Source organism: Actinomyces oris (assembly GCF_001937665.1).
Taxonomy (GTDB): domain Bacteria; phylum Actinomycetota; class Actinomycetes; order Actinomycetales; family Actinomycetaceae; genus Actinomyces; species Actinomyces stomatis.
Genome location: NZ_MSKL01000024.1, coordinates 28,640 through 49,308 on the forward strand (window position 1 = coordinate 28,640; position 20,669 = coordinate 49,308).

The 20,669-nt window shown below is 70.5% G+C and carries 13 protein-coding genes and 1 riboswitch; of the genes, 5 read left to right on the plus strand and 8 right to left on the minus strand.

What is annotated here, in order from left to right:
* Nucleotides 1-33 precede the first annotated feature (33 nt).
* From BKH28_RS09320 to purH, 3 genes are all read right to left on the minus strand, one after another.
* Nucleotides 34-1,386, minus strand: a complete 1,353-nt coding sequence (locus tag BKH28_RS09320) for a dicarboxylate/amino acid:cation symporter (protein WP_075418542.1) — start codon at nucleotides 1,384-1,386, stop codon at nucleotides 34-36.
* Nucleotides 1,387-1,565: 179 nt separating this feature from the next.
* Nucleotides 1,566-1,865, minus strand: a complete 300-nt coding sequence (locus BKH28_RS09325) for a DUF3017 domain-containing protein (protein WP_075418543.1) — start codon at nucleotides 1,863-1,865, stop codon at nucleotides 1,566-1,568.
* Between the two features lie 108 nt (nucleotides 1,866-1,973).
* Nucleotides 1,974-3,773 (minus strand): bifunctional phosphoribosylaminoimidazolecarboxamide formyltransferase/IMP cyclohydrolase, encoded by a 1,800-nt coding sequence (gene purH / locus BKH28_RS09330; RefSeq protein ID WP_075418544.1) that lies wholly within the window; start codon nucleotides 3,771-3,773, stop codon nucleotides 1,974-1,976.
* A gap of 25 nt (nucleotides 3,774-3,798) precedes the next feature.
* Nucleotides 3,799-3,888: riboswitch (ZMP/ZTP riboswitch) on the minus strand.
* A 147-nt stretch (nucleotides 3,889-4,035) separates the two neighbouring features.
* On the opposite strand from purH, the gene BKH28_RS09335 reads away from it, so the two are divergent.
* Nucleotides 4,036-6,531, plus strand: coding sequence for a hypothetical protein (locus tag BKH28_RS09335; protein ID WP_075418545.1), 2,496 nt, complete (start codon nucleotides 4,036-4,038; stop codon nucleotides 6,529-6,531).
* A 15-nt stretch (nucleotides 6,532-6,546) separates the two neighbouring features.
* On the opposite strand, the gene BKH28_RS09340 is transcribed toward BKH28_RS09335, so the two are convergent.
* Genes BKH28_RS09340 through sucC form a run of 3 tightly spaced genes read right to left on the minus strand, consistent with a single transcriptional unit; the run spans nucleotide 6,547 to nucleotide 9,947 of the window.
* The gene (locus tag BKH28_RS09340) at nucleotides 6,547-7,800 is read right to left on the minus strand and encodes a cell division protein PerM (protein ID WP_075418546.1); all 1,254 of its coding nucleotides are present in this window, start codon (nucleotides 7,798-7,800) and stop codon (nucleotides 6,547-6,549) included.
* Nucleotides 7,797-8,738, minus strand: coding sequence for a succinate--CoA ligase subunit alpha (sucD, locus tag BKH28_RS09345; protein ID WP_075418547.1), 942 nt, complete (start codon nucleotides 8,736-8,738; stop codon nucleotides 7,797-7,799). Before sucD ends, BKH28_RS09340 begins: the two co-directional genes overlap by 4 nt.
* Nucleotides 8,739-8,741: 3 nt before the next feature.
* Entirely contained in the window at nucleotides 8,742-9,947 is a 1,206-nt protein-coding gene (sucC, locus tag BKH28_RS09350) for an ADP-forming succinate--CoA ligase subunit beta (RefSeq protein ID WP_075418548.1), read from the minus strand.
* A gap of 597 nt (nucleotides 9,948-10,544) precedes the next feature.
* Between sucC and BKH28_RS09355 the strand changes: the two genes are divergently transcribed.
* The 3 genes from BKH28_RS09355 to BKH28_RS09365 all read left to right on the plus strand — a co-directional run bounded on the left by BKH28_RS09355 (nucleotide 10,545) and on the right by BKH28_RS09365 (nucleotide 15,229).
* The gene (locus tag BKH28_RS09355; RefSeq protein ID WP_178388858.1) at nucleotides 10,545-12,911 is read left to right on the plus strand and encodes a 6-phosphofructokinase; all 2,367 of its coding nucleotides are present in this window, start codon (nucleotides 10,545-10,547) and stop codon (nucleotides 12,909-12,911) included.
* Between the two features lie 44 nt (nucleotides 12,912-12,955).
* Nucleotides 12,956-14,257: a chloride channel protein gene (locus BKH28_RS09360; RefSeq protein WP_075418549.1), complete on the plus strand. Its 1,302-nt coding sequence runs from the start codon at nucleotides 12,956-12,958 to the stop codon at nucleotides 14,255-14,257.
* 105 nt (nucleotides 14,258-14,362) lie between these two features.
* Nucleotides 14,363-15,229: a CPBP family intramembrane glutamic endopeptidase gene (locus BKH28_RS09365; protein WP_075418550.1), complete on the plus strand. Its 867-nt coding sequence runs from the start codon at nucleotides 14,363-14,365 to the stop codon at nucleotides 15,227-15,229.
* On the opposite strand, the gene BKH28_RS09370 is transcribed toward BKH28_RS09365, so the two are convergent.
* Together BKH28_RS09370 and BKH28_RS09375 are read right to left on the minus strand one after the other, a co-directional pair.
* Nucleotides 15,219-15,866, minus strand: a complete 648-nt coding sequence (locus tag BKH28_RS09370; protein WP_075418551.1) for a nitroreductase — start codon at nucleotides 15,864-15,866, stop codon at nucleotides 15,219-15,221. The two genes, BKH28_RS09365 and BKH28_RS09370, sit on opposite strands and share 11 nt — an antisense overlap.
* Nucleotides 15,867-15,973: 107 nt before the next feature.
* On the minus strand, nucleotides 15,974-17,842 hold the full coding sequence (locus BKH28_RS09375; RefSeq protein ID WP_075418552.1) for an alpha-glucosidase: 1,869 nt from the start codon (nucleotides 17,840-17,842) through the stop codon (nucleotides 15,974-15,976).
* Between the two features lie 233 nt (nucleotides 17,843-18,075).
* Between BKH28_RS09375 and BKH28_RS09380 the strand changes: the two genes are divergently transcribed.
* Nucleotides 18,076-20,610, plus strand: coding sequence for a TIM-barrel domain-containing protein (locus tag BKH28_RS09380; RefSeq protein ID WP_075418553.1), 2,535 nt, complete (start codon nucleotides 18,076-18,078; stop codon nucleotides 20,608-20,610).
* Nucleotides 20,611-20,669: the final 59 nt, after the last annotated feature.

The following is a 20,669-nucleotide window of genomic DNA, read 5'->3' on the forward strand; positions in this document are numbered from 1 at the left end:
TGACTCCCGGCGCCCGATCAGGTTGCCTGCGATCTACTCGCCGGAGCGGGTGGCGGCGGCCGAGGCCTCGAGCTCCTCGGGGCTGACAACCCCTTCGACACTGACGGCGTGGAGGTAGGCCATGCCGTCGAAGGAGAGCTCGCGAACGTTCTCCGGGTCGCCCTCGTCGTTGACGGAGCCGCCGGCCATGCGATCCACGATGATGGCGATGGCGCCGTCACCGGTGACGTTCGTGGCGGTGCCGAAGGAGTCCAGGGCGATGTAGGTGGCGATCATGAGGGCCACCTGCTGGTCGTTGAAGCCGAGCATGGAGGACAGCAGACCGGTGGCCGCCATGATGGCGCCCCCGGGCACGCCCGGTGCGGCCACCATCGTGATGCCGAGCATGAAGATGAAGCCGATCCACTGGGCGGTGCTCACGTGCAGGCCCTGGGTGAGGACGATCGCGAAGGCGAAGGAGAAGATCTTCGAGGTCGACCCCGCCAGGTGGATCGTGGCGCACAGCGGGATGGTGAAGGAGGCTACCGCGTCGGAGACGCCGTTCTTCTTCGTCTGACGCAGGGTGACCGGGATCGTGGCCGCGGACGAGGAGGTGCCCAGAGCCGTCAGGTAGGCCGGGACCATGGTGAGCAGCGCCTTGAGCGGGTTGCGGCGACCGATGATCCCCGCGGTGATGAACTGGATGCCCAGGATGACGACCTCGAGGATGAGGACCACGACGACGACCCGCAGGAGCGCCTTCATCACCGCCCCGGCCGCCCCGGTGTAGGTGAGGTTGAGGAAGATGCCGAAGATGTGAAGAGGCAGCAGAGGGATGATGATCCGCTCGATGAGACGGGTGATGATGGCCCGGAACTCGATGAAGCCCTTGCGCAGCACGCCCCGGGGCACCATGGACAGGCCGATCCCCAGGACGAAGGACAGCAGCAGGGCGGTCATGACCTCGACGGCCGGCGGCATCTCCACCGTGAAGTAGCTGCTCAGAGCCCCCTCTGGCTTGGCGACATCAGCCAGAGAGGTCCCTGCGAGCAGCCGTGGGAAGGTGGCGGCGCACACCAGGAAGGTGAGGAAGCCGGCGAAGAGGGTGGAGGTGTAGGCCAGAGCCGTCGTGACTCCGAGCCACTTGCCGGCCCCGCGTCCCAGATCGGCGATGGCGGGGGTCACCAGACCGATGATGATGAGCGGGATGGAGAAGCTGAGGAACTGACTGAACAGGTCGGAGAAGGTCGCGAAGACATTGCCGACGGGCTTGGGAATGATCGCGTGGCCCCTGAAGCGGACCGAGCCCACGAGCAGGGCCAACAGGATCGCACCAATGACCCAGGTCAGGATGCTATGGCTGAGGCGATGGGCCAGCGAGGGCGAGGCTGAGGGATTGCTTGACATAGAGGGACCTTCAGGGTGTGAAACGAGGTGACAAGACGTCTTGACTGAGGCCAGCGTGCCATACCGCTCGGTCACGACGCCGCACCGGACCGAGGAATGAGCACTCCCAGGGCACAGATCACAGAAGGTAACGCGCAGCCTCGCCGGGAGAACTCAACGATACGCGACCTACTCCCCGCTCACTGGATGCGCGGCAGGTTGACGTAAGGCGACAGGAGGAGCAGGACGACGGCCAGGCCGATGCCGAGACCGACGTCGAACAGGCGGCTGCGCGCCGCCAGCCAGGTGCCGTCGGGGCGCTGGGTCCGGACGATGGCCAGCGACAGGATCCCGGCGGCCGCCCACAGGACGGCGATACGGCGGTGCCCCAGCAGCGCGATGGCAGGAACAGCTGCCAGGCCGAGGGCCACGAGGACAACACAGATGGTGCGGTAGGGCTCCTTGTGCTCGGCCTGCTGGGGATGCGGGTCATGAGTCACGGGCAGGAGCCTATCGGCGCGTGGGGAGCGGGTCCATGCCCTCTCTCCGGCTCGCATGCCGGCCTCGTGCCCGGCGTGAGGAGTCGGGCACGAGGCGGCGAAGCCGACTCAGTGGGAGAAGTGGCGGGTGCCGGTGAGGTACATGGTGACGCCGGCGGCCTGGGCGGCATCAATGACCTCCTGGTCACGGATGGAGCCTCCGGGCTGGACGACGGCGCGAACCCCGGCGTCGATGAGGACCTGGAGGCCGTCGGCGAAGGGGAAGAAGGCGTCGGAGGCGGCCACGGCCCCGCGAGCGCGCTGCGGCGCGGCGGCCGCGTCCGCCAGGACCTCGGCGGCGTCGGCCCCTCCGACGGCGCCCTTCTCCTGCTGAGGGCCTTCGAGTGCGGCGTCGCCAGTGGATCGGGTCCCCAGGGTGTTGGCGCGCTCGACGGCCAGCTTGCAGGAGTCGACACGGTTGACCTGTCCCATTCCCACGCCGACGGTGGCGCCGTCGTGGGCCAGGAGGACCGCGTTGGAGCGCACCGCGCGCACCGAGCGCCAGGCGAAGGCGAGATCGGCCAGGAGCGCGTCGTCGGCGGCCGGCCCCGCGGCCAGGGTCCAGGTTGAGGGGTCGTCGCCGTCGGCGCTGAGCACGTCGCGCTCCTGGATGACGGCACCTCCCGTGACCTGCTTGATCTCGTAGCCATCGCGCTCGGGGGGCTCGACGACGAGCAGGCGGAGGTTCTTCTTGGTGGACAGGATCTCCACGGCCTCGTGGTCGAAGGCGGGGGCGGCGACGACCTCGGTGAAGATCGGTTTGACCTGATGGGCCATCTCAGCGGTGACGACCGAGTTGGTGGCGATGACGCCGCCGTACGCCGAGACCGGGTCGCAGGCGTGGGCCTTGCGGTGGGCCTCGGCGACGTCACCGGCGGCCGAGACGGCGATGCCGCAGGGGTTGGCATGCTTGACGACGGCGACCGTGACGGCCTGGCCGTGGTCATAGGCGGCGCGCACGGCGGCGTCGGTGTCGGTGTAGTTGTTGTAGCTCATGGCCTTGCCGTGGAGCTGGCGGGCGCCGGCCACTCCCCCGCTCGCCCCGGCGGTGCGGTAGACGGCGGCCCGCTGATGGGGGTTCTCCCCGTAGCGCAGGCTCGCCAGGCGCTCGTAGCCGACGCCGACGTAGGCCGGCGGCGCGGCCGACCTGCTCGCCTCGGACTCGGCGGCATCGGCGGTGTCCGCGATGCCGTCGGTCTCGATCTGGCCGGCCATCCAGGTTGAGACGGCGGCGTCGTAGGCGGCGGTGTGGGCGAAGGCCTCGGCGGCCAGGCGGCGGCGGTCGGTCAGGGTGAAGCCGCCTTCCCGCACGGCGGCCGCGACGTCGTCGTACCGGTTGGGGCTGGTGACCACGGCGACGGCGGGGTGGTTCTTGGCGGCGGCGCGCACCATGGTGGGGCCACCGATGTCGATCTGCTCGACACAGGCGTCGAAGGGGGCGCCGGAGGCGACGGTGTCGGTGAAGGGGTAGAGGTTGACGATGACGAGGTCGATGGGCGTCACGCCCAGGGTGCCCAGCTGGTCGAGGTGGTCGGGCTTGCGGCGGTCGGCGAGGATGCCGGCGTGGACGGCCGGGTGGAGGGTCTTGACCCGGCCCTCGAGGCACTCGGGGAAGCCGGTGACCTCTTCCACCGGGGTGACGGCCAGGCCCGCGGCGGCGATGGTGGCGGCGGTGGAGCCGGTGGACACGATCTCGACGCCGGCGTCGGCCAGGGCGCGGGCGAGCGGGACGAGGCCGGTCTTGTCGTAGACGGAGACGAGGGCGCGGCGCACGGGGACGCGGTCGGGGCTGACGAGGCCCTCGGTGGGGACGTGAGCGGTGGGGACTGCCTGGTTCGTGGACTGCGAGGACTGGGACGAGGGGGACATGATGCTCCTGGTGCGGCGTGAGGAAGCGGGACGCCCAGGCGGGCGACGCCCCGTTCGTGGACGGCCTCGGCCACTCCCCGGTGGTGCCCCACCCTCGCCAGTCGTAGCCGCTCATATCCTATCGGGTGGCGGCCGCGACGCCACCGGGAGGGCGCACCGCGCCTCCCTGACCTGAGATCCGCCATGTCGCTTCCGGCGAACCGCCCAACCGATTGGCCAGTTTCCTTGCAAGCGGCTTTAGATACGGCATACAGTCCGCAACATGACTGCGCCCATCAACATCGCAGCAACACCGGTATATCGAGGAACTCCCCCTGAGCGGTGGCAGGAGGCCGCCTCCGCCTACCGGCGCTGGTGGAGCCGCCACCCGGCGTTATCCAACGCTCTGAACCTGGTGGTGCGCGGAGCCTACGCCCTCATGATCCCGTTGCTCATCGCCGCCCTGGTGATGGTGCCGCGGTTGGCCTATGCCGCCGTTCCGGCGGCCTTCATGGCCGTGTGCCTCATGGTGGTGGCTCTCCTGGCGCGCACACGAACCATCAGCTGGCGCTCGGTCCTCCTCATGTACGGCGTCGGTGCCGTGTGGTCACTCGTCGTCGCCATGATCATGAGTTCGGTGCGCACCCGCGCAGGGCTGTCCGTCATGGGCAACGGAATGAGCATCGCGCTGACCATCGCCCTGGAGGTTCTCAGCCCGCTGGTGCCTCTGGTGCTCGTGGTCTTCCTGGCACCGGGTCGGATGCGCCGTCTGGCGGCCTCCGACTGGGCCCTGCTCGGCTTCGCCGCCGGTGCGGGCCTGACGGCTCTCAATGACGGTATCCGGGCCCTGGAGGAGAGCAGCCTGCTCTCCTCGGTCCTGGGCAACGGGCGTCTGCCCTTCTCCTTCAACCCGTGGACCTCGGGGTCGATGACCCAGGAGAACAGCAACGTCCTGGCGGTCAGCAACCAGGTGAGCACCGCGAACATCACGATGGCGGTGGCGCTGGCGATCACGTTGTGGCGCCTCAAGGACTCTCCGGCATTCGAAGGTGCCAAGAACCTCGTGTGGCTGCGGATCGTGGCCTGGATTCTCCCGGCGGTGGTCATTCTGCAGTCGGTGAGTGACCACGCCACCTACATCGCCAGGATCGCCCAGCAGCTCGGCCAGAGCGACTCCGGCGGCGGCTTCCCGGCGCTGCTCATGTTCCTGTGGCGGGTCAACGGCGGAGGCCTGAGCGCCATCCCTCTGTCCGTCATCCTCATGGCAGCCTGCCTGCTCCTGGACGCTCACCGCCGCGCCTACGCAGGCGTGCACGGCTGGACGGTGGCCGGGGCGCCGGCTCCCCGCTACCCCAACCTCACCGAAGCGCCGCCATTCGTGCGCGCTCTCATTGTCTCGGTGGTGGCCCTGGCGAACTTCACCTGGGGCGACCTGGCCGTCACCTGGGGCGCCTACGGGGACCTGCGCCAGGGACGTCTCTACGCCATGCGGGCGGGGCGGGCCACCGCCGAGCAGGTGCGCGGCGTGCGCGCCGATGCCATGGAGGCCACGACGCCGGGCGCTGAGCCGAATGCCCGCCAGGGCTTCCGCCTGGGAATCCTGGTGGTCAGCGTCGTGCTGTTCCTCTTGTGCTGCATGTACGAGGTGCGCACCGTCTGGCAGCTCGCCCCCGAGCTCAAGGAGACCGAGGACGACCTGTTCCTCTCAGCCCTGCCGCGCCTGTTCTCCCAGTGGTGGAGCGGGTTGAGTGGCACCCAGGGGCTCCTCTACGCGATCGGGGCGCTGGCCGCGGTGGCCATGAGCCTCTCCCTCGTCCTGACGCTGGGGGCGCCGGGGCGCCGTATCAGCACCGCGCCGTCGTCGAGCAGCCTCGTCAGTCACCTGCTCACGCGCACGCCGGGGCAGATGTGCCTGGCCCTGCTGGACTTCGCGATGACCTACATGCCGCGCTCGGCCCTGAGCGCGAGTCCCGCCGGGGGCGGTACTGACCTGGCTGCCGAGCTCTCCGTCAACCGGCGGATCCGGGGCGCCGAGACCTTCTCCGAGAGCCAGGCGCTGTTCACGGCGCGCACCAAGCGACAGGTGGCGGTTGAAGCCGATATCGCGCGTCTTCGTGAGCTCGCCGAGTCTCTGGGTGTCGTCGGTATCGATGCCCTTGAGCCCGGTCGAATCGATGAGACCGTCGCTGATCTGGCCGACTCCGGGGCCGACTCCCAGGTCGTCGGCCAGATGCGAGACCTGGCCGCCTCAGTGGCGGAGCAGCAGGCCGAGATCCTGGGCCTGACGCGCCGACTCAACACCGGGAACGGCGAGCAGTTCGCCATTCTGGAGGGGTTCCGGATCACTGACGAGTTCCGGGGTGAGGCCATCGACCAGCGGCCGGTGGACAGCCCCGTCCACGCCCTGGCGCTCTCCCCCAGCGGGAACCAGCTGGTCGTCATGGAGTACCAGGGGGCCGCCCCCACCATCGATGACGACGACGAGACCGACATTCCTCCCCGCAGGCTGCCGGGGCGCGTGGCGCACAAGTCGGCCGACAACGTCCTGGAGCACCTGGCCTCCGATGAGCGCGTCACGCGGTTCTTCCGGGAGAATCCCGGGCTGTGGCAGGCTCTTAAGGAGGGGCGGGCGCTCCTGGAGGCGAATGTCCTCTACACCCCCATTCCCGGGATGACCTACCGGGCCGGGACGGCACTCCTGGCGGTGACGCCCGAGCTCGTCGAGGGTGTGGATACGGCCGTCAACGCCCTGAGCAGCGCGGGTACGACGGCGCACTGACCCACAACACGAGCTCTACGCCTCGCCGTCCTCCTCGTCAGCGGTGTCCTCGTGCGCATCGGGCCGCCGGTAGGCCGCCGGCAGGATCGACTCGGGCAGGGTGTTCCTGGCCCAGGTGCGCGTGTAGGGGTGGGCCAGGACGGCCATGGCGGCCAGTCCGACACCGACCTCGACGAAGACGAGGATGACGGTGTAGAGGACCAGCGGGCCGACGGCGGTCATCCGGTCCGGCCCCACGGAACCGGAGGCGGCCAGGCACAACAGGCCCACGCCGCCGGCCACGAGGAGGGCGGCCAGACCGGCGGCGCTGAGGGCGTAGCGCACCCGCAGGGCGTTGAGCACCGCACGACGCCGCCAGGCGGCCACCATGGCGCCGGCCGTCACCACCAGCGGCAGCCACAGGCCTACGCTGATCAGCGGCTCCGACGGCACCAGCCCCAGCAGTGGCAGGCGCGGGACGGGGCCGGCCACCACGCGGTCAGGAGCGAAGACGGTGCCCGTGCCCACACTGAAGCCCGCGCCGATGAGCCAGGAGCAGGCCCAGATGACCATGGTCGGCACCCAGCCGGCCTGAAGCAGGATCAGACCGGCCATCGCGACGAAGCCGTCCCTGGCCAGGGAGTCGTGCAGGACCGAGACCCGGCCGGCACCGTTGAGGACGGCCACGACCACTACCAGCAGGCTCAGCAGACTCAGGGCCCGCGTGGCCCCGTAGGCCAGTGACAGGGACGGCCCCAGCCAATGGGGACGGCGGCCCCACCAGCGGGTCAGGGGCGGCCAGTCATGGCCGGCGCGCAGGAGCTGGATGGCGACGATGACGCCGGTGAGCAGGGAAATACCGATGACGGCGGGCCAGGTGTCCAGTCCAGCGGGACCGGTGAGGCAGGCCAGGACCGCAATGATGGTCGCGGCGGCGACGATGGCCGCCCCGGCCGCCGGCCGGGAGGGGCGGGCTCGCCGTACGCAGAACCAGGTCCAGCCCGCCTGCACCAGGGTGAGCCCCAGCAGCGGCAGACTGAGCAGGCCGTCGTCCTCGGGGGACAGGGCAACCGTCCCCCCGAAGCCGAGGCTCCACAGGGCGGTCCCGGCGTGCAGGGCGTCACCGGCGCTCAGGATGGCCGCGGCGTTGAGGCCGGAGGCCGCCTTGGACACGGCGACCGTCGCCAGCACCACCACCAGCCAGACCAGGCCAACCGACTCGACCCCTACGCGCAAGGACCACAGGGCCCAGGACGTCAGGCTGACGGCTCGCTGCCGCGCCAGGCTCAAGCGCTCACCTCTCCGGCCAGCCGGCGGTAGAGCTCGCGAGCGATCTCAGCGGTCTGGCTGGGGGTGCGCCCCACTCGGACGCCGGCGGCCTCCAGCGCGATCTTCTTGGCCTCGGCGGTGCCCGAGGAGCCGGAGACGATGGCGCCTGCGTGGCCCATGGTGCGACCCTCGGGGGCGGTGAAGCCGGCGACGTAGGCGACGACCGGCTTGGTCATGTGCTCGCGGATGTAAGCGGCGGCGCGCTCCTCGGCATCACCCCCGATCTCACCGATCATGACGACCAGGCGGGTGTCGGGGTCGGCCTCGAAGGCGGCCAGGGCGTCGATGTGGGTGGTGCCGACCACCGGGTCCCCACCGATGCCGATGCAGGTGGTGAAGCCCAGATCGGACAGCTCGTGCATGAGCTGGTAGGTGAGGGTCCCGGACTTGGAGACCAGTCCCAGGGGGCCGGGGCCGGTGATGTCGGGCGGGGTGATGCCCACGTTGGAGCGGGCCGGGGAGATGATGCCGGGGCAGTTGGGACCGATGATCTGCACGCCGCGGTCGGCCGCGTAGGCGCGCATCCAGGTGGCGTCGGCCACCGGGATGCCCTCGGTGATGACGACGAGGAGGCGCACTCCGGCGTCGACGGCCTCGACGACGGCGCCCTTGGCGAAGGCGGGCGGGACGAAGACGACGCTCACCTCGGCGCCGGTGGCCTCCTTGGCCTCGGCGACGGTGCCGTAGACGGGGACCTCGACGGTTCCGGCCTGGACCTCGCCGGCTCCGGGGCCGATGGGGGTGACGTCGAAGGAGACGGTGGTGCCGGCCTTGCGGGGGTTGACGCCCGCGACGACCTTCGTGCCGGCCGAGAGCATGCGGGTGGTGTGCTTGCGGCCCTCGGAGCCGGTCATGCCCTGGACGATGACGCGGTCGTTCTCAGTCAGGAAGATGCTCATGTCTCAGGCCTCCTTGCCAGCGGACTGGCCGCTGATCTGCTCGGCGATGGCGGTGACGACGTCGGCGGCCCCGTCCATGGTGTCGACGACGGTGACGCCCTCGATGGCGGCGTCGGCCAGGATGGAGCGCCCGGTCTCGGCGTTGTTGCCGTCCAGGCGCACGACGACGGGCTTGGGCAGCCCGCCCAGGGCCTTGACGGCGGCCACGATGCCCTGGGCGACGGTGTCGCAGGAGGTGATGCCGCCGAAGACGTTGACGAGGATGGCGCGTACCTGGGGGTCAGAGGCGACGACCTCCAGGCCGGTGGCCATGACCTCGGCCGATGACCCGCCTCCCAGGTCGAGGAAGTTGGCGGGCTTCATGCCGCCGTGGCGCTCGCCGGCGCCGGCGACGACGTCGAGGGTGGACATGACCAGGCCGGCGCCGTTGCCCAGGACCCCGACCTCGCCCTCAAGGCGCACGTAGTTGAGGCCGGCCTCGCGGGCGCGGGCCTCCAGGGGGTCGGTGGCGGCGTTGTCGACGAGCTCGGCGTGGGCGGGGTGGCGGAAGCGGGAGTTGTCGTCGAGGGTGACCTTGCCATCCAGGGCGATGATGCGGCCGTCGGCGGCCTTGACCAGGGGGTTGACCTCCACGAGGGTGGCGTCCTCGGCAGTGAAGACCTCCCAGAGGCGTTCAATGACGGCGGCGACCTCGTCGGCCAGGACCCCGGCCTCGAAGCCTGCGGCCTCAACGATCCGGTGGGCGACGGCGGGGGTGATGCCCTCGAGCGGGTCGATGCCGACGCGGGCCAGGGCCTCGGGGCGCTCGGCCGCGAGGGTCTCAATGTCCATGCCGCCCTCACGCGAGCACATCGCCAGGTACTGGCGCTCGGCGCGGTCCAGGAGGATGGAGAAGTAGTACTCGGCATCGAGGTCGACGCCGTCGGAGATGAGGACGGCGCGCACTGTGTGGCCCTTGATGTCCATGCCCAGGATGTCGCGGGCACGGGCCTCGGCCTCCTCAACGGTGCGGGCGAGCTTGACGCCGCCGGCCTTGCCGCGGCCGCCGGTCTTGACCTGGGCCTTGACGACCACCAGCTCGCTTCCCGCGTCGAGGAGGGACTGCGCGGCGCTGCGCGCCTCCTCGGGGGTTGTGGCCACGGCGCCGTCGAGCACGGGGACGCCGTGCTGGCGGAACAGGTTCCTGGCCTGGTATTCGTACAGATCCATGCAGCTGATCCTCTCGGGGCATGTGGATGGCTTGCGGGGTGCGAGCCGGCCGGGCAGGCACCAGTGATGAGCCTAACGTCCCGCTGGCCGGTCAGGAGGGCGGACACGAGTGCGAAGCAACGGCATCTCACCCAACGTGGTCGCCGCGTCTCACGACGGGACGTGCGCGCCGGGGACCTCCGTCACGGCCGAGCCATCGACCGGTTCGCTGCTTGATCGACCGCCTGCCCCGGCCCGGCTCATGCCGTCGTCGGCCACGAGCGCCGTCGAGAACGTACTTTCCCTACGAGAACTGCGTTTTCCTCCGGATGACTGGGGGCAGACCCCAGTCGTCTGCGGGAGATCGCAGTTCTCGATCACGAAGTACGTTCCCAATCCTGCTCTGCGCACCACCACGCGAATTATGGTGGGTTGACACGAGGAGGGCTCGAGAAGGGAGATGGTTATACCCGCACTGACGGCGACGAACGCGTGGAAGCCGATCCTGGGACCACAGACGGATGACGTGGCGGCGCTCACCAGCAACAATAAGGACTGATGCCCTCCCGGCCGACGTCGGGAGCCAGGCCCACCGGCGATCCCAGGGAAGGACCCCACATGCCAGCCGCCATGTCCTCAGACACCGTCCCCTCCCCCACCGGCTCGTCGGCCGGCCCGCTGCTCGGCCTGGACGGCGAGCCCCTGCGCATCGGGGTCCTCACCTCCGGCGGTGACGCCCAGGGCATGAACGCGGCCGTGCGGGCCGTGGTGCGCACCGCCATCCGCCTGGGGGCCAGGCCCTACGCGGTCATGGAGGGCTGGGCCGGGGCCGTGGCCGGCGGCGACGGCATCCGCCCTCTGGAGTGGGACTCGGTGGGCTCCGTCCTCCAGCGCGGCGGCACCATCATCGGCACCGCCCGCTCGGCCGAGTTCCGCGAGCGCGCCGGCCAGCTGGCGGCCGCCCGCAATCTCCTGGAGCACGGTATCGACCGGCTCGTGGTCATCGGCGGCGACGGCTCCCTGACCGGCACCAACGAGTTCCGCAAGAACTGGCCCTCCCTGCTCGAGGAGCTCGTCGCCGGCGGCGACATCAGCGCCGAGACGGCCGCCGCCCATCCCGTCCTCATGGTGACCGGCCTGGTGGGCAGCATCGACAACGACCTCGTGGGCGCCGACATGACCATCGGTACCGACTCCGCGCTCCACCGCATCCTGGAGGCCATCGACGACATCTCCTCGACGGCCGCCTCCCACCAGCGCACCTTCGTCGTGGAGGTCATGGGCCGCCACTGCGGCTACCTGGCCCTCATGGCGGCCGTGGCCGGGGGCTGTGACTACGTCCTGGTCCCCGAGCTCCCCCCGGGCAAGGACTGGGAGGAGGACATGTGCTCCAAGCTCAAGGCGGGCCGGGAGGCCGGGCGCCGTGAGTCCATGGTGATCGTCGCCGAGGGCGCCACCGACCGCGAGGGCAACCGCATCACCGCCGACGACGTCCGCCAGGTCATCGCCGACAAGCTGGGCGAGGCCGCCCGCGTCACCATCCTGGGGCACGTCCAGCGCGGTGGCCGCCCCAGCGCCTACGACCGCTGGATGTCGACGCTGCTGGGCTGCGCCGCCGCCCGCGAGGTGGTGTCCATGGAGCCGGGCAGCGAGCCGGTCATCATCGCCGAGCGCCACAACCGCATCCGCCGCCTGCCGATGATGGAGCAGATCGCGGCCACCCGCGCCGTCAAGGACCTCGTGGCCGCCCACGACTACCTCGGGGCGATCCAGGCCCGTGGGGCCAGCTTCGGCAAGATGCTCGAGCTGTTCGAGACCATGTCCACGCCTCCCGTCGAGCCGGCCAACGATGCGGGCTCGACGCCGTCGTCCAGCGACCGCCCCAAGCGGGTCGCCATCATCCACGCCGGCGGCCTAGCCCCGGGTATGAACACGGCGGCGCGCGCGGCCGTGCGCCTGGGCATCGACCACGACTTCACGATGCTGGGTGTCTACGGCGGCTTCCCCGGCCTGCTCGACGGCGACGTGCACGAGCTGACGTGGGCCGACGTCGAAGGCTGGGTCGGTGACGGCGGCGCCCAGCTGGGTACGCGCCGCGAGGTGCCCACCATTGAGCAGCTCTACGCCCTGGGGCGGGCCATTGAGCTCCATGAGATCGACGCCCTGCTGGTCATCGGCGGCTACAACGCCTACCTGAGCGCCTTCCGCCTGGTCACCGAGCGGGACCGCTACCCCGCCTTCCAGATCCCGATCGTGTGCGTGCCGGCCTCCATCGACAACAACCTGCCCGGCTCCGAGCTGAGCATCGGCACCGACACCGCCCTCAACAACGCAGTGGTGGCGCTGGACTCCATCAAGCTCTCCGCGGCGGCCTCCCACCGCTGCTTCGTCGCCGAGGTCATGGGCCGCAAGTGCGGTTACCTGTCACTGATGTCGGGCCTGGCCACCGGCGCGGAGAAGGTCTACCTCAACGAGGAGGGCATCACGCTCAAGGGCCTGGCCGCCGACTCCGAGCGGATGGTGAGCTCCTTCCGCTCGGGCCGCAGCCTCTACCTGGTGATCCGCAACGAGCGGGCCAGCGTCAACTACACCACCGACGTCCTGGCCCACATCTTCGCCGAGGAGGGCAAGGGCCTCTACGACGTGCGCGAGGCGATCCTGGGCCACCAGCAGCAGGGCGGCAGCCCCACGGCCTTCGACCGAATCATGGCGACCAAGCTGGTCGCCTACTCCCTGGAGCTGCTGGCCTGCGCCCTCAAGCGCGGCGAGCCGACGGCCTCCTACGTGGGCCTGGTGGGGGGCAAGGTCTCCAACCAGCCGTTGGACCGCATGAACGACGACCTCGACCGCGACAACCGCCGCCCCCGCCACCAGTGGTGGCTGGGTCTGCGCCCCGCCGTGGGCCTGGTCAGCCAGGACATCGGGACCCTGACGCTCGAGGACGTCCCCGACTTCGGCGAGGCGGTCGACGACGCGGCCAGCTGACCTCCCTGACCCGCCAGGCCCGGAGCCCGGGTATCGTGCCTGGCGTGCGCGCGCTGATACGACCCCGGTTCCTGGTGGCTGCCGCTTTGGCGGGCGTGGCCGCGGGTCTTATCGGGATCGCGATGGCGCTGCTCCTGGAGCTCTTCGAGGCGCTGTTCTACGGCGTCGCCCACGGCGGGCTCCTGGAGCGCCTGGCCGCCGCCCCGTCCTGGCAGCGCGCGCTCGCCCCGGCCATGGGTGGTCTCATCGCCGGTGGCCTGTGGTGGTGGCTGCGCGCAACCGGCGGGGTGGCCGACGTGGAGTCCGCGGTGGTGGATCGCAGCGGCGAAGCGGCTCCCCGGATAGGCCTGGCACGTCCCTTCCTCGACGCCGTCACCCAGGTCCTCACGGTCGGCGCGGGTAACTCGGTGGGCCGCGAGGGCGCCCCGCGTCTGGCCGCAGGGGCGGTGGCGGCAAGGCTCGCCACCCGCCTGGGGATCGGCAGGACCGAGGGTGCGATCCTCATCGCCTCCGCCGCCGGCGCGGGCCTGGCGGCGATGTACAACGCACCGCTGGGAGGGGCGGCCTACGCCGTCGAGCTCGTCATGGTCACGGGGATGCGACGGCGCGGCGCCCTCGTGGCGGTCCCGGTGTGCCTCATCGCCACGTTCGTCTCCTGGCTGCACTCCCACGGACGACCCGCCTTCGAGGTCGCCTCGCAAGGGCCGTCGTCGGGGACCGTCCTCGGGCTGGTTCTGCTCGTGCCCGTCGCCGCCGCACTGGGAGTGGGGGCCAGGCGACTGTGGACGTGGATGCTGACGCACCGTGTGCGCGCCCTGCGGTGGCTGCCAGCGGCGATCGGTGCGGCGGGACTGGCGACCGGATTGGTGAGCCTGTGGGTTCCGGCCGTCGTCGGCAACGGCCGTGACGCCATGGAGGTGGCCCTGGGGGCTCACGTTCCGGAAGACTCGAGCGGCGCTGCGGGTGCGGTCGCGGTCCTGCTGCTGGGCATCGTGGTTCTCAAGCCGGTCCTCACCGGTCTCACGCTCGGGGCCGGCGCCACCGGCGGCAGGCTGGCCCCCTCCCTGGCCGTGGGATCGAGCGCCGGAGCCGCCCTGGCGATCGCGCTGAACGCCTGCGGGGTGGAGGCCGGTGTCGCGGTGCTGGCGATCGCCGGTGCGGGGGCGGTGCTCGCCACCACCCAGAGGGCTCCCGTCTTCGGGATCGTCTTCACCTGGGAGCTGGCCCGTGCCGGAGCCTGGACGCTGACAGCACTGATCGCGGTCGTCCTGATGGTCAGGCTGCTGGTCTCCCCCACCTGGCGGCAATCCGCAGTATCCCGGCTGCGGACCTCACGGGTGCGGTAGCCGGGCCCTCCCCTCCTGCGACGTGTCAGGGTCATTCATTCCACCGCGCGAACATATACTCCTGAGCGGATCGCAGCCGGCAGCCACGTATCAATCGGAACCACTATGGATCGTCACCACGACGCCGCACCGCCTCGTCACGCGTTACGGCCCTCCGCGGCCGACGCCTACACCTTCGAGACCGGACGGCCCGCCGCATCCGAAGGCGTCACCCTGACCGCCGCCGCCCTGCTGGCCGGCGCCCCGGCGCTGGGCACGGCGCTGGCACTACTCCGAGGCCCGTGGATCCTCATGCTCGTCCTCCTTCATCTGGGCGGGCTCGCCCTGTGGTTCGGGCCGCCCGGCCGCGGCTGGCGCGACCTGCTGACCGGTGGAGGCATTCGCAGCAGAACCGTCCTGTTCACCACCGGAGCCCTGGCCGGGGTCGCCTTCGGCGGCCTGCACGCCTGGATGGGGCCGACGGGCACCGGCCCGCTGTGGAAACCGGAGATCACCGCCTCCACGGTGCTTCACGCACTGGTCTTCGCCCTCACCGTCGGTATCGCCTACAACGCGATCCCTGAGGAGATCACGCTGAGACGCACCCTGTTCTCACCGGTGCATGAGCGTCTCGGGGCAACGGCCGCTGTGCTGCTGACGACGGCGTCCTTCACCGCCCTGCATCTTCCGACCTGGCTGACCTCCGACACCAGCCCCAAGGGCTACGCCTGGCAGATTCTGCACAAGGTGCTCTTCGGGCTGCTCGCCGGCTGGTCGGTGGTACGGCTGCGGTCGATGTTCTTCGCCCTGGGCCTGCACGTCAGCGGAAACGCGCTGGGCCTGTTCATCGGCCAGCTCCAGAGCGAGAACCTGCCCGACTTCGAGATCTCGTGGCTCAACGCCGCCATCCTGGTCGTGGGCGCGGCCGTGACCGCTGGCCTCATCCTCCTCCTGGGCCGGCGGCGAGGGCATCGCCCTGCGCTCAGTCCTTGATCGTGAGGATCTCGTCGACGTCGACGCGGCTGGGGGCGAAGGCCGCCAGCGCCGAGTCCGCGGGGTGGCCCAGCGCGATCCCGACCGCCACGATCTCATCGGCTCCGATCCCCATGGCCTCGCGCACCTCGTCCGGGTACATGACCAGGGCGTAGGCGTTGATGGCGCCAAGGCCCTTGTCGGCAGCCGCCAGGACGAGCATGGCGGAGAAGGCCCCGAGGTCGTGGAAGGACCACGGAGTGGACTCGACCGGGATCGTCACGTACAGGACTGCCTGGGCGTTGAACAACCGTCCCTGCGATGCCTGGAACTCCTGGACGCCCTCGCCCAGCTGGGCACCGATCTGCTCGCCGAGCGCGGCCATGTTCTCCTGGGTGGTCGGAGACCACTCGGTACGAGGCCTCACCGGAAGGTCGGAACCTCCCTTCCTGCCGGCGGCGACGTCTGCGGCATGGCGCTTCTTGATCCCGGCCAGCGTGGCCCCGGTGGCCGCATAGACCCGCCAGGGCTGGGAATTCACCCACGACGGCGCCTGCTGGGCGGTGCGCACGACGTCGACCAGGTCCTCCCGGGAGACGGGCTGGTCGGTGAAGTCTCGCACCGAGTGACGATTGGCGACGACCTGGCTGAACTCCATGGTGCACTCCTACTTCCGATGTCCACGGGTTTGTCCACCGAGACCAACGATCGGCCGGCCGGCACTATTCCAGTCGGGGCCGTCGGGCGCGCACCGTCGGGGCCGCCTCAGGCCCGACGGCGCAGCAGGAGCGAGTCCCAGCCCGGTAGCACCTCCGGCAGACCTGCGTGTCCGGATCCGGGCTGGACGTCCGGGTCGCCGGCGCGCAGGACCTGCTCGGCACCGCTCCACTCCCCCGGCTCCAGGCCCTCGGCCGCGAGCGTGGCCAGCAGACCGCCTTCACCGACCAGGGGCAGGTCCTCGCGGGCGCACTGGGCGATGAGCAGGAGCTGCTCGATACCGCCGCCCTCTGCCTCGGGGGCACGCCACTGACGCAGGATGACCCAGGCGGTGGGGTGGTCGGCCGCCAGGAGCAGGAAGGTGCCCAGGGCGAGGGCGTCGTCGTCGTGGCGCAGGGCGATGAGGTGGCGGTAGTGCTCGAAGACGCTGCCGGGTACCCCCACCTGGGCGGCGGCGTTGACGGTGCCGTGGTCGGGGGCCAGGGCGATCCAGGGCTCGCCGGTGGTGAACCCGGCCTTTTCGCTGCTGTCCCAGTGGACGGGGGTGCGGGCGTTGTCCCGGGAGACGGGGGCCAGACGAGTCAGGACGGCGGCCGGGTCGTCGCCGGCGCGCACGCGCTCGTGGAAGTGGTTGATGGACTCCAGGTCCCGGTAGTCCTCGATGCCACGGAAGACCGTGTTGGCCATGCCGAGTTCCTCGCCCTGGTAGACGTAGGGGGTGCCGCGGTGGGTGTGGAGGATCGTGGCGAGGGTCTTGGCCGAACGGACGCGCCAGGCGGGGTCGTCGTCGCCGAAGCGGGAGACGGCGCGGGGCTGGTCGTGGTTGTCCCAGTAGGCGGAGTTCCATCCCTTCTCCACGCTCACGACGCCGGAGGAGTCTGTGACGGGGGCGAGGGCCGCCTGCCAGTCGGCGAGGTTCTTCTTGAGGACGACCAGGTTGAGGGACTGCGGATCGAACTTGCCTCCGGGCCCGTCGGTGAGGCAGACGTGCTCGAACTGGAAGACCATGTCGAGCTCGCCTCGGGCCGGGTCGGTGTAGAGGGCGGCCTCGCTTCGCGTGGCCCCGGGCATCTCGCCAACGGTGAGGACGTGGCCGGGCCGGGGTGCGAGGACCTCCTGGTTCATCTCGTGGAGGAACTCGTGGATGCGTGGCCCGTTGGCCACCGCGGCGAAGGCGTTGCCGTAGAGGTCGCCCTCGCCCTGGGGCGCGTCGGTGAGCGGGTAGGTCTTGGAGATGAAGTTGATGACGTCCATGCGGAAGCCGTCAACACCACGGTCCAGCCACCAGCTCATCATCTCGTGGACGGCGCGGCGAACCTCGGGGTTCTCCCAGTTGAGGTCGGGCTGCTTGGGTGAGAAGAGGTGCAGGTAGAACTCCTGGGTGTCCTCGTCCCAGGCCCAGGCCGACCCGGAGAAGGCCGATCCCCAGTTGGTGGGCTCGGTGCCCGGCTGCCCGGGAGCGAGCCCATCGACCTGCCGGGCGGATCGCCAGATGTACCAGTCGCGCTTGGGGTCCTGCGTCGAGGAGCGGCTGGCGGTGAACCAGGGGTGCTCGTCGCTGGTGTGGTTGACGACGAGGTCCATGACCAGGCGCATACCGCGGGCGTGGAGCCCCTCGATGAGGGTATCGAGGTCGGTCAGGGAGCCGAAGAGGGGGTCGATGTCCTGGTAGTCGGAGATGTCGTAGCCGTTGTCGTCCTGAGGGGAGCGGTAGACGGGGCTGAGCCACACGACGTCGACCCCGAGCTCGTCGAGGTGGTCCAGGCGGCTGGTCAGGCCGGGGATGTCGCCGATCCCGTCACCGTCGGAGTCGGCGAAGGAGCGGGGGTAGACCTGGTAGACGACGGCGCGGCGCCACCAGTCCGGGTCCTCGCCGACGTGGTGGGCTGAGACAACCAGGGGTGCGGGAGAGGTCACGGGCGATTTCCTTCCTACCGGCCAGGAGAGATAAGGGGAAGTGGGGGCGGACAGGGTGCTTGAGGGTATGCCCCTGCTGCCCTGGCAGGGCCGACGGGGCCTTACGGGCCGGTACCGATTGTGTCAGAACACGCCTGAGACCAGGGCCGATTATGATGAGTTCTCGCACCTCGGCCAGGGCGCCGCCTCTTCCGCCGCTCCCTGCGACGACCCCTGCTGTGAAAGGCCGCCCCTTGGTTTCCCCTCTCTGCGATGCCCCCGATACTCCGCGTCCGGCCGCCGCCCGCCCTGAGGCGGTCATCGTCGGAACCTCATCGGAGGAGTCCCACTACCGGTTCACGGTGCTCACCTCTCGGCTCATCCGCATGGAGCTCTCCCCCACGGGTGTCTTCACCGACGCCGCCACCCAGCTGGTCGTCAACCGCGACCTGGGTGAGACGCCGTCGTTCCGGGTGGTGCACGGCCAGGACCGTCTGGAGATCATCACCGAGCACCTGCACCTGACCCATGTGCCCTCCCTGGGATTCTCCCCTTCCGGGCTCAACGTCAGGCTGCGCTCGACGGCGCTCCACGCCCACGGCGGCACCTGGCACCACGGCGACGTGTGGGACCCCGACGAGACCTTCCCGACGAACCTGGGCGGCACCACCCGCACCCTCGATGAGGCCGACGGCGCCGTCTCCCTCAGCCCGGGCCTGCTGAGTCTCAACGGCATCACCGCCCTGGACGACTCGGCCTCGCTGCTGCTCACCCAGGACGAGTGGGTCCAGCCCCGCGAGCCCGGCAACCGCCTGGCCGACGGGGCGCAGGACCTCTACATCTTCGGCTACGGCCAGGACTACCAGGAGGCGCTGCGGGACTTCTTCCGCCTCACCGGGCCGAGCCCCCTCATCCCGCGGGCGCTGCTGGGCAACTGGTGGAGCCGCTACCACCCCTACAGCGACCAGGAGTACCTGGCGCTCATGGACCGTTTCACCACCGAGGAGCTGCCCTTCTCCGTGGCTGTCGTCGACATGGACTGGCACGTGACCGACATCGACCCGGCGATCGGCACGGGGTGGACCGGCTACACCTGGAACCGGGAGCTGTTCCCCGACCCGCGGGCGTTCCTGGCCGGCCTGCACGAGCGGGGCATGCTCACCACGCTCAACGTGCACCCGGCCCAGGGGGTGCGGCGCCATGAGGAGGCCTATGAGGAGGTCTGCTCCGACCTGGGCCTGGATGCGAGCACCGGGGAGGACGTGCCCTTCAACATCGCCGACCGTGACTTCGTGGGCTCCTATCTCTCGCGCCTCCACCACCCCCTGGAGGACGAGGGCGTGGACTTCTGGTGGCTGGACTGGCAGCAGGGCGGCTCCACGACGGTTCCCGGTCTGGACCCGCTGTGGATGCTCAACCACGTCCACTACCTCGACTCGGGCCGCGAGCGCCCGGCGGCGGACGGCGGCGTGGAGCGGCGCCGCCCGGTGACCTTCTCGCGCTTCGCCGATGCCTCGAGCCACCGCACCCCGGTGGGCTTCTCCGGGGACACGATCATCAGCTGGGACTCTCTGCGCTTTCAGCCGCGCTTCACGGCCACGGCCGCCAACATCGGTTACTTCTGGTGGTCCAACGATATCGGCGGGCACATGATGGGCGGGAGCGACGACACGATGGCGGCCCGTTGGTTCCAGCTGGGCTGCTTCTCCCCCATCAACCGCCTGCACTCGTCGAACTCGGGCTTCACCTCCAAGGAGCCCTGGCGCTACTCGCGTGACGCTCGCGCCACGATGGAGGCGCACCTGCGGCTGCGTCACCGGCTGGTGCCCTACCTGTACACGTGGGCGCGCCACTCGGTCAGTGAGGGCGTCGGGCCGGTGCGCCCGGTCTACCACGATCACCCGCAAGAGCTGGCCGCCTACGAGCACCGAGGCAGCTTCTGCTTCGGGGATCTGCTGGTGGTTCCCTTCACCTCCCCACTCGATGAGGCCACCGGCCTGGGGCGGGAGCTGACCTGGCTTCCCGACGGCGTCTGGTACGACCTGCCCACGGGGCGCCGCTATGAGGCCACGACCGGCGGGCGCGGGCGCATGCTGAGCCTGTCCCGCCCGTTGGACCGGATCGCGGTGCTGGCCCGGGCCGGCTCAGTGATTCCTCTGGCCGGGAGCCTGACGGAGGCGGCCGGGGACAATCCGCACGAGCTGGAGATCGTCGTCGTGCCCGGGGGCTCGGGGAGCTTCACCCTGGAGGAGGACGACGGCTCGGCTCAGCCCGGGCCGGACCGCATCGCTCGTACTCACATGACGCTGACCTGGCCGGATACCGAGGACGAGGACGGCGGGGACATGGTGCTGCGCATCCGCCTGGAGGGGGCGGCCGACGTCGTGCCGGCCTCGCGGCTGGTGACGGTACGGCTTCTGGCCGGCCAGGTGGCCGGCGCCTGGCTGGGGGTGGGTGATCGGGCGCGCCGACTGGCCACCGAGGAGGTCAGTGGTGACGGCTTCACCCTGGGGGCCGGGACGCTGGTGCACCTGGAGGAGCTGAGCCGCCAGGAGCTCATCGACGGCGTCCAGCTGGTCCTTCGCGGCACGGAGCAGTCCCCTGCCGACTGGCGGGCCGAGGTCCACGCGATCCTGGATGCCGCGCGGGTGGACTACCTGGCCAAGGATCAGGCCTGGGACGCGGTGCAGCGGGGCCTGAGCGGAACCGCCCTGCTGGGTGAGCTGGAGGCTCTGGGCCTGCCGGAGACGCTGCGGGCGGCCGTGGCCGAGGTGCTCCCCCACTCCTGAGCAGGCTCCGAGCGCCGACTCTGGCGGGTCGGCCCGAACGGACCGACGGGCGCATCGGG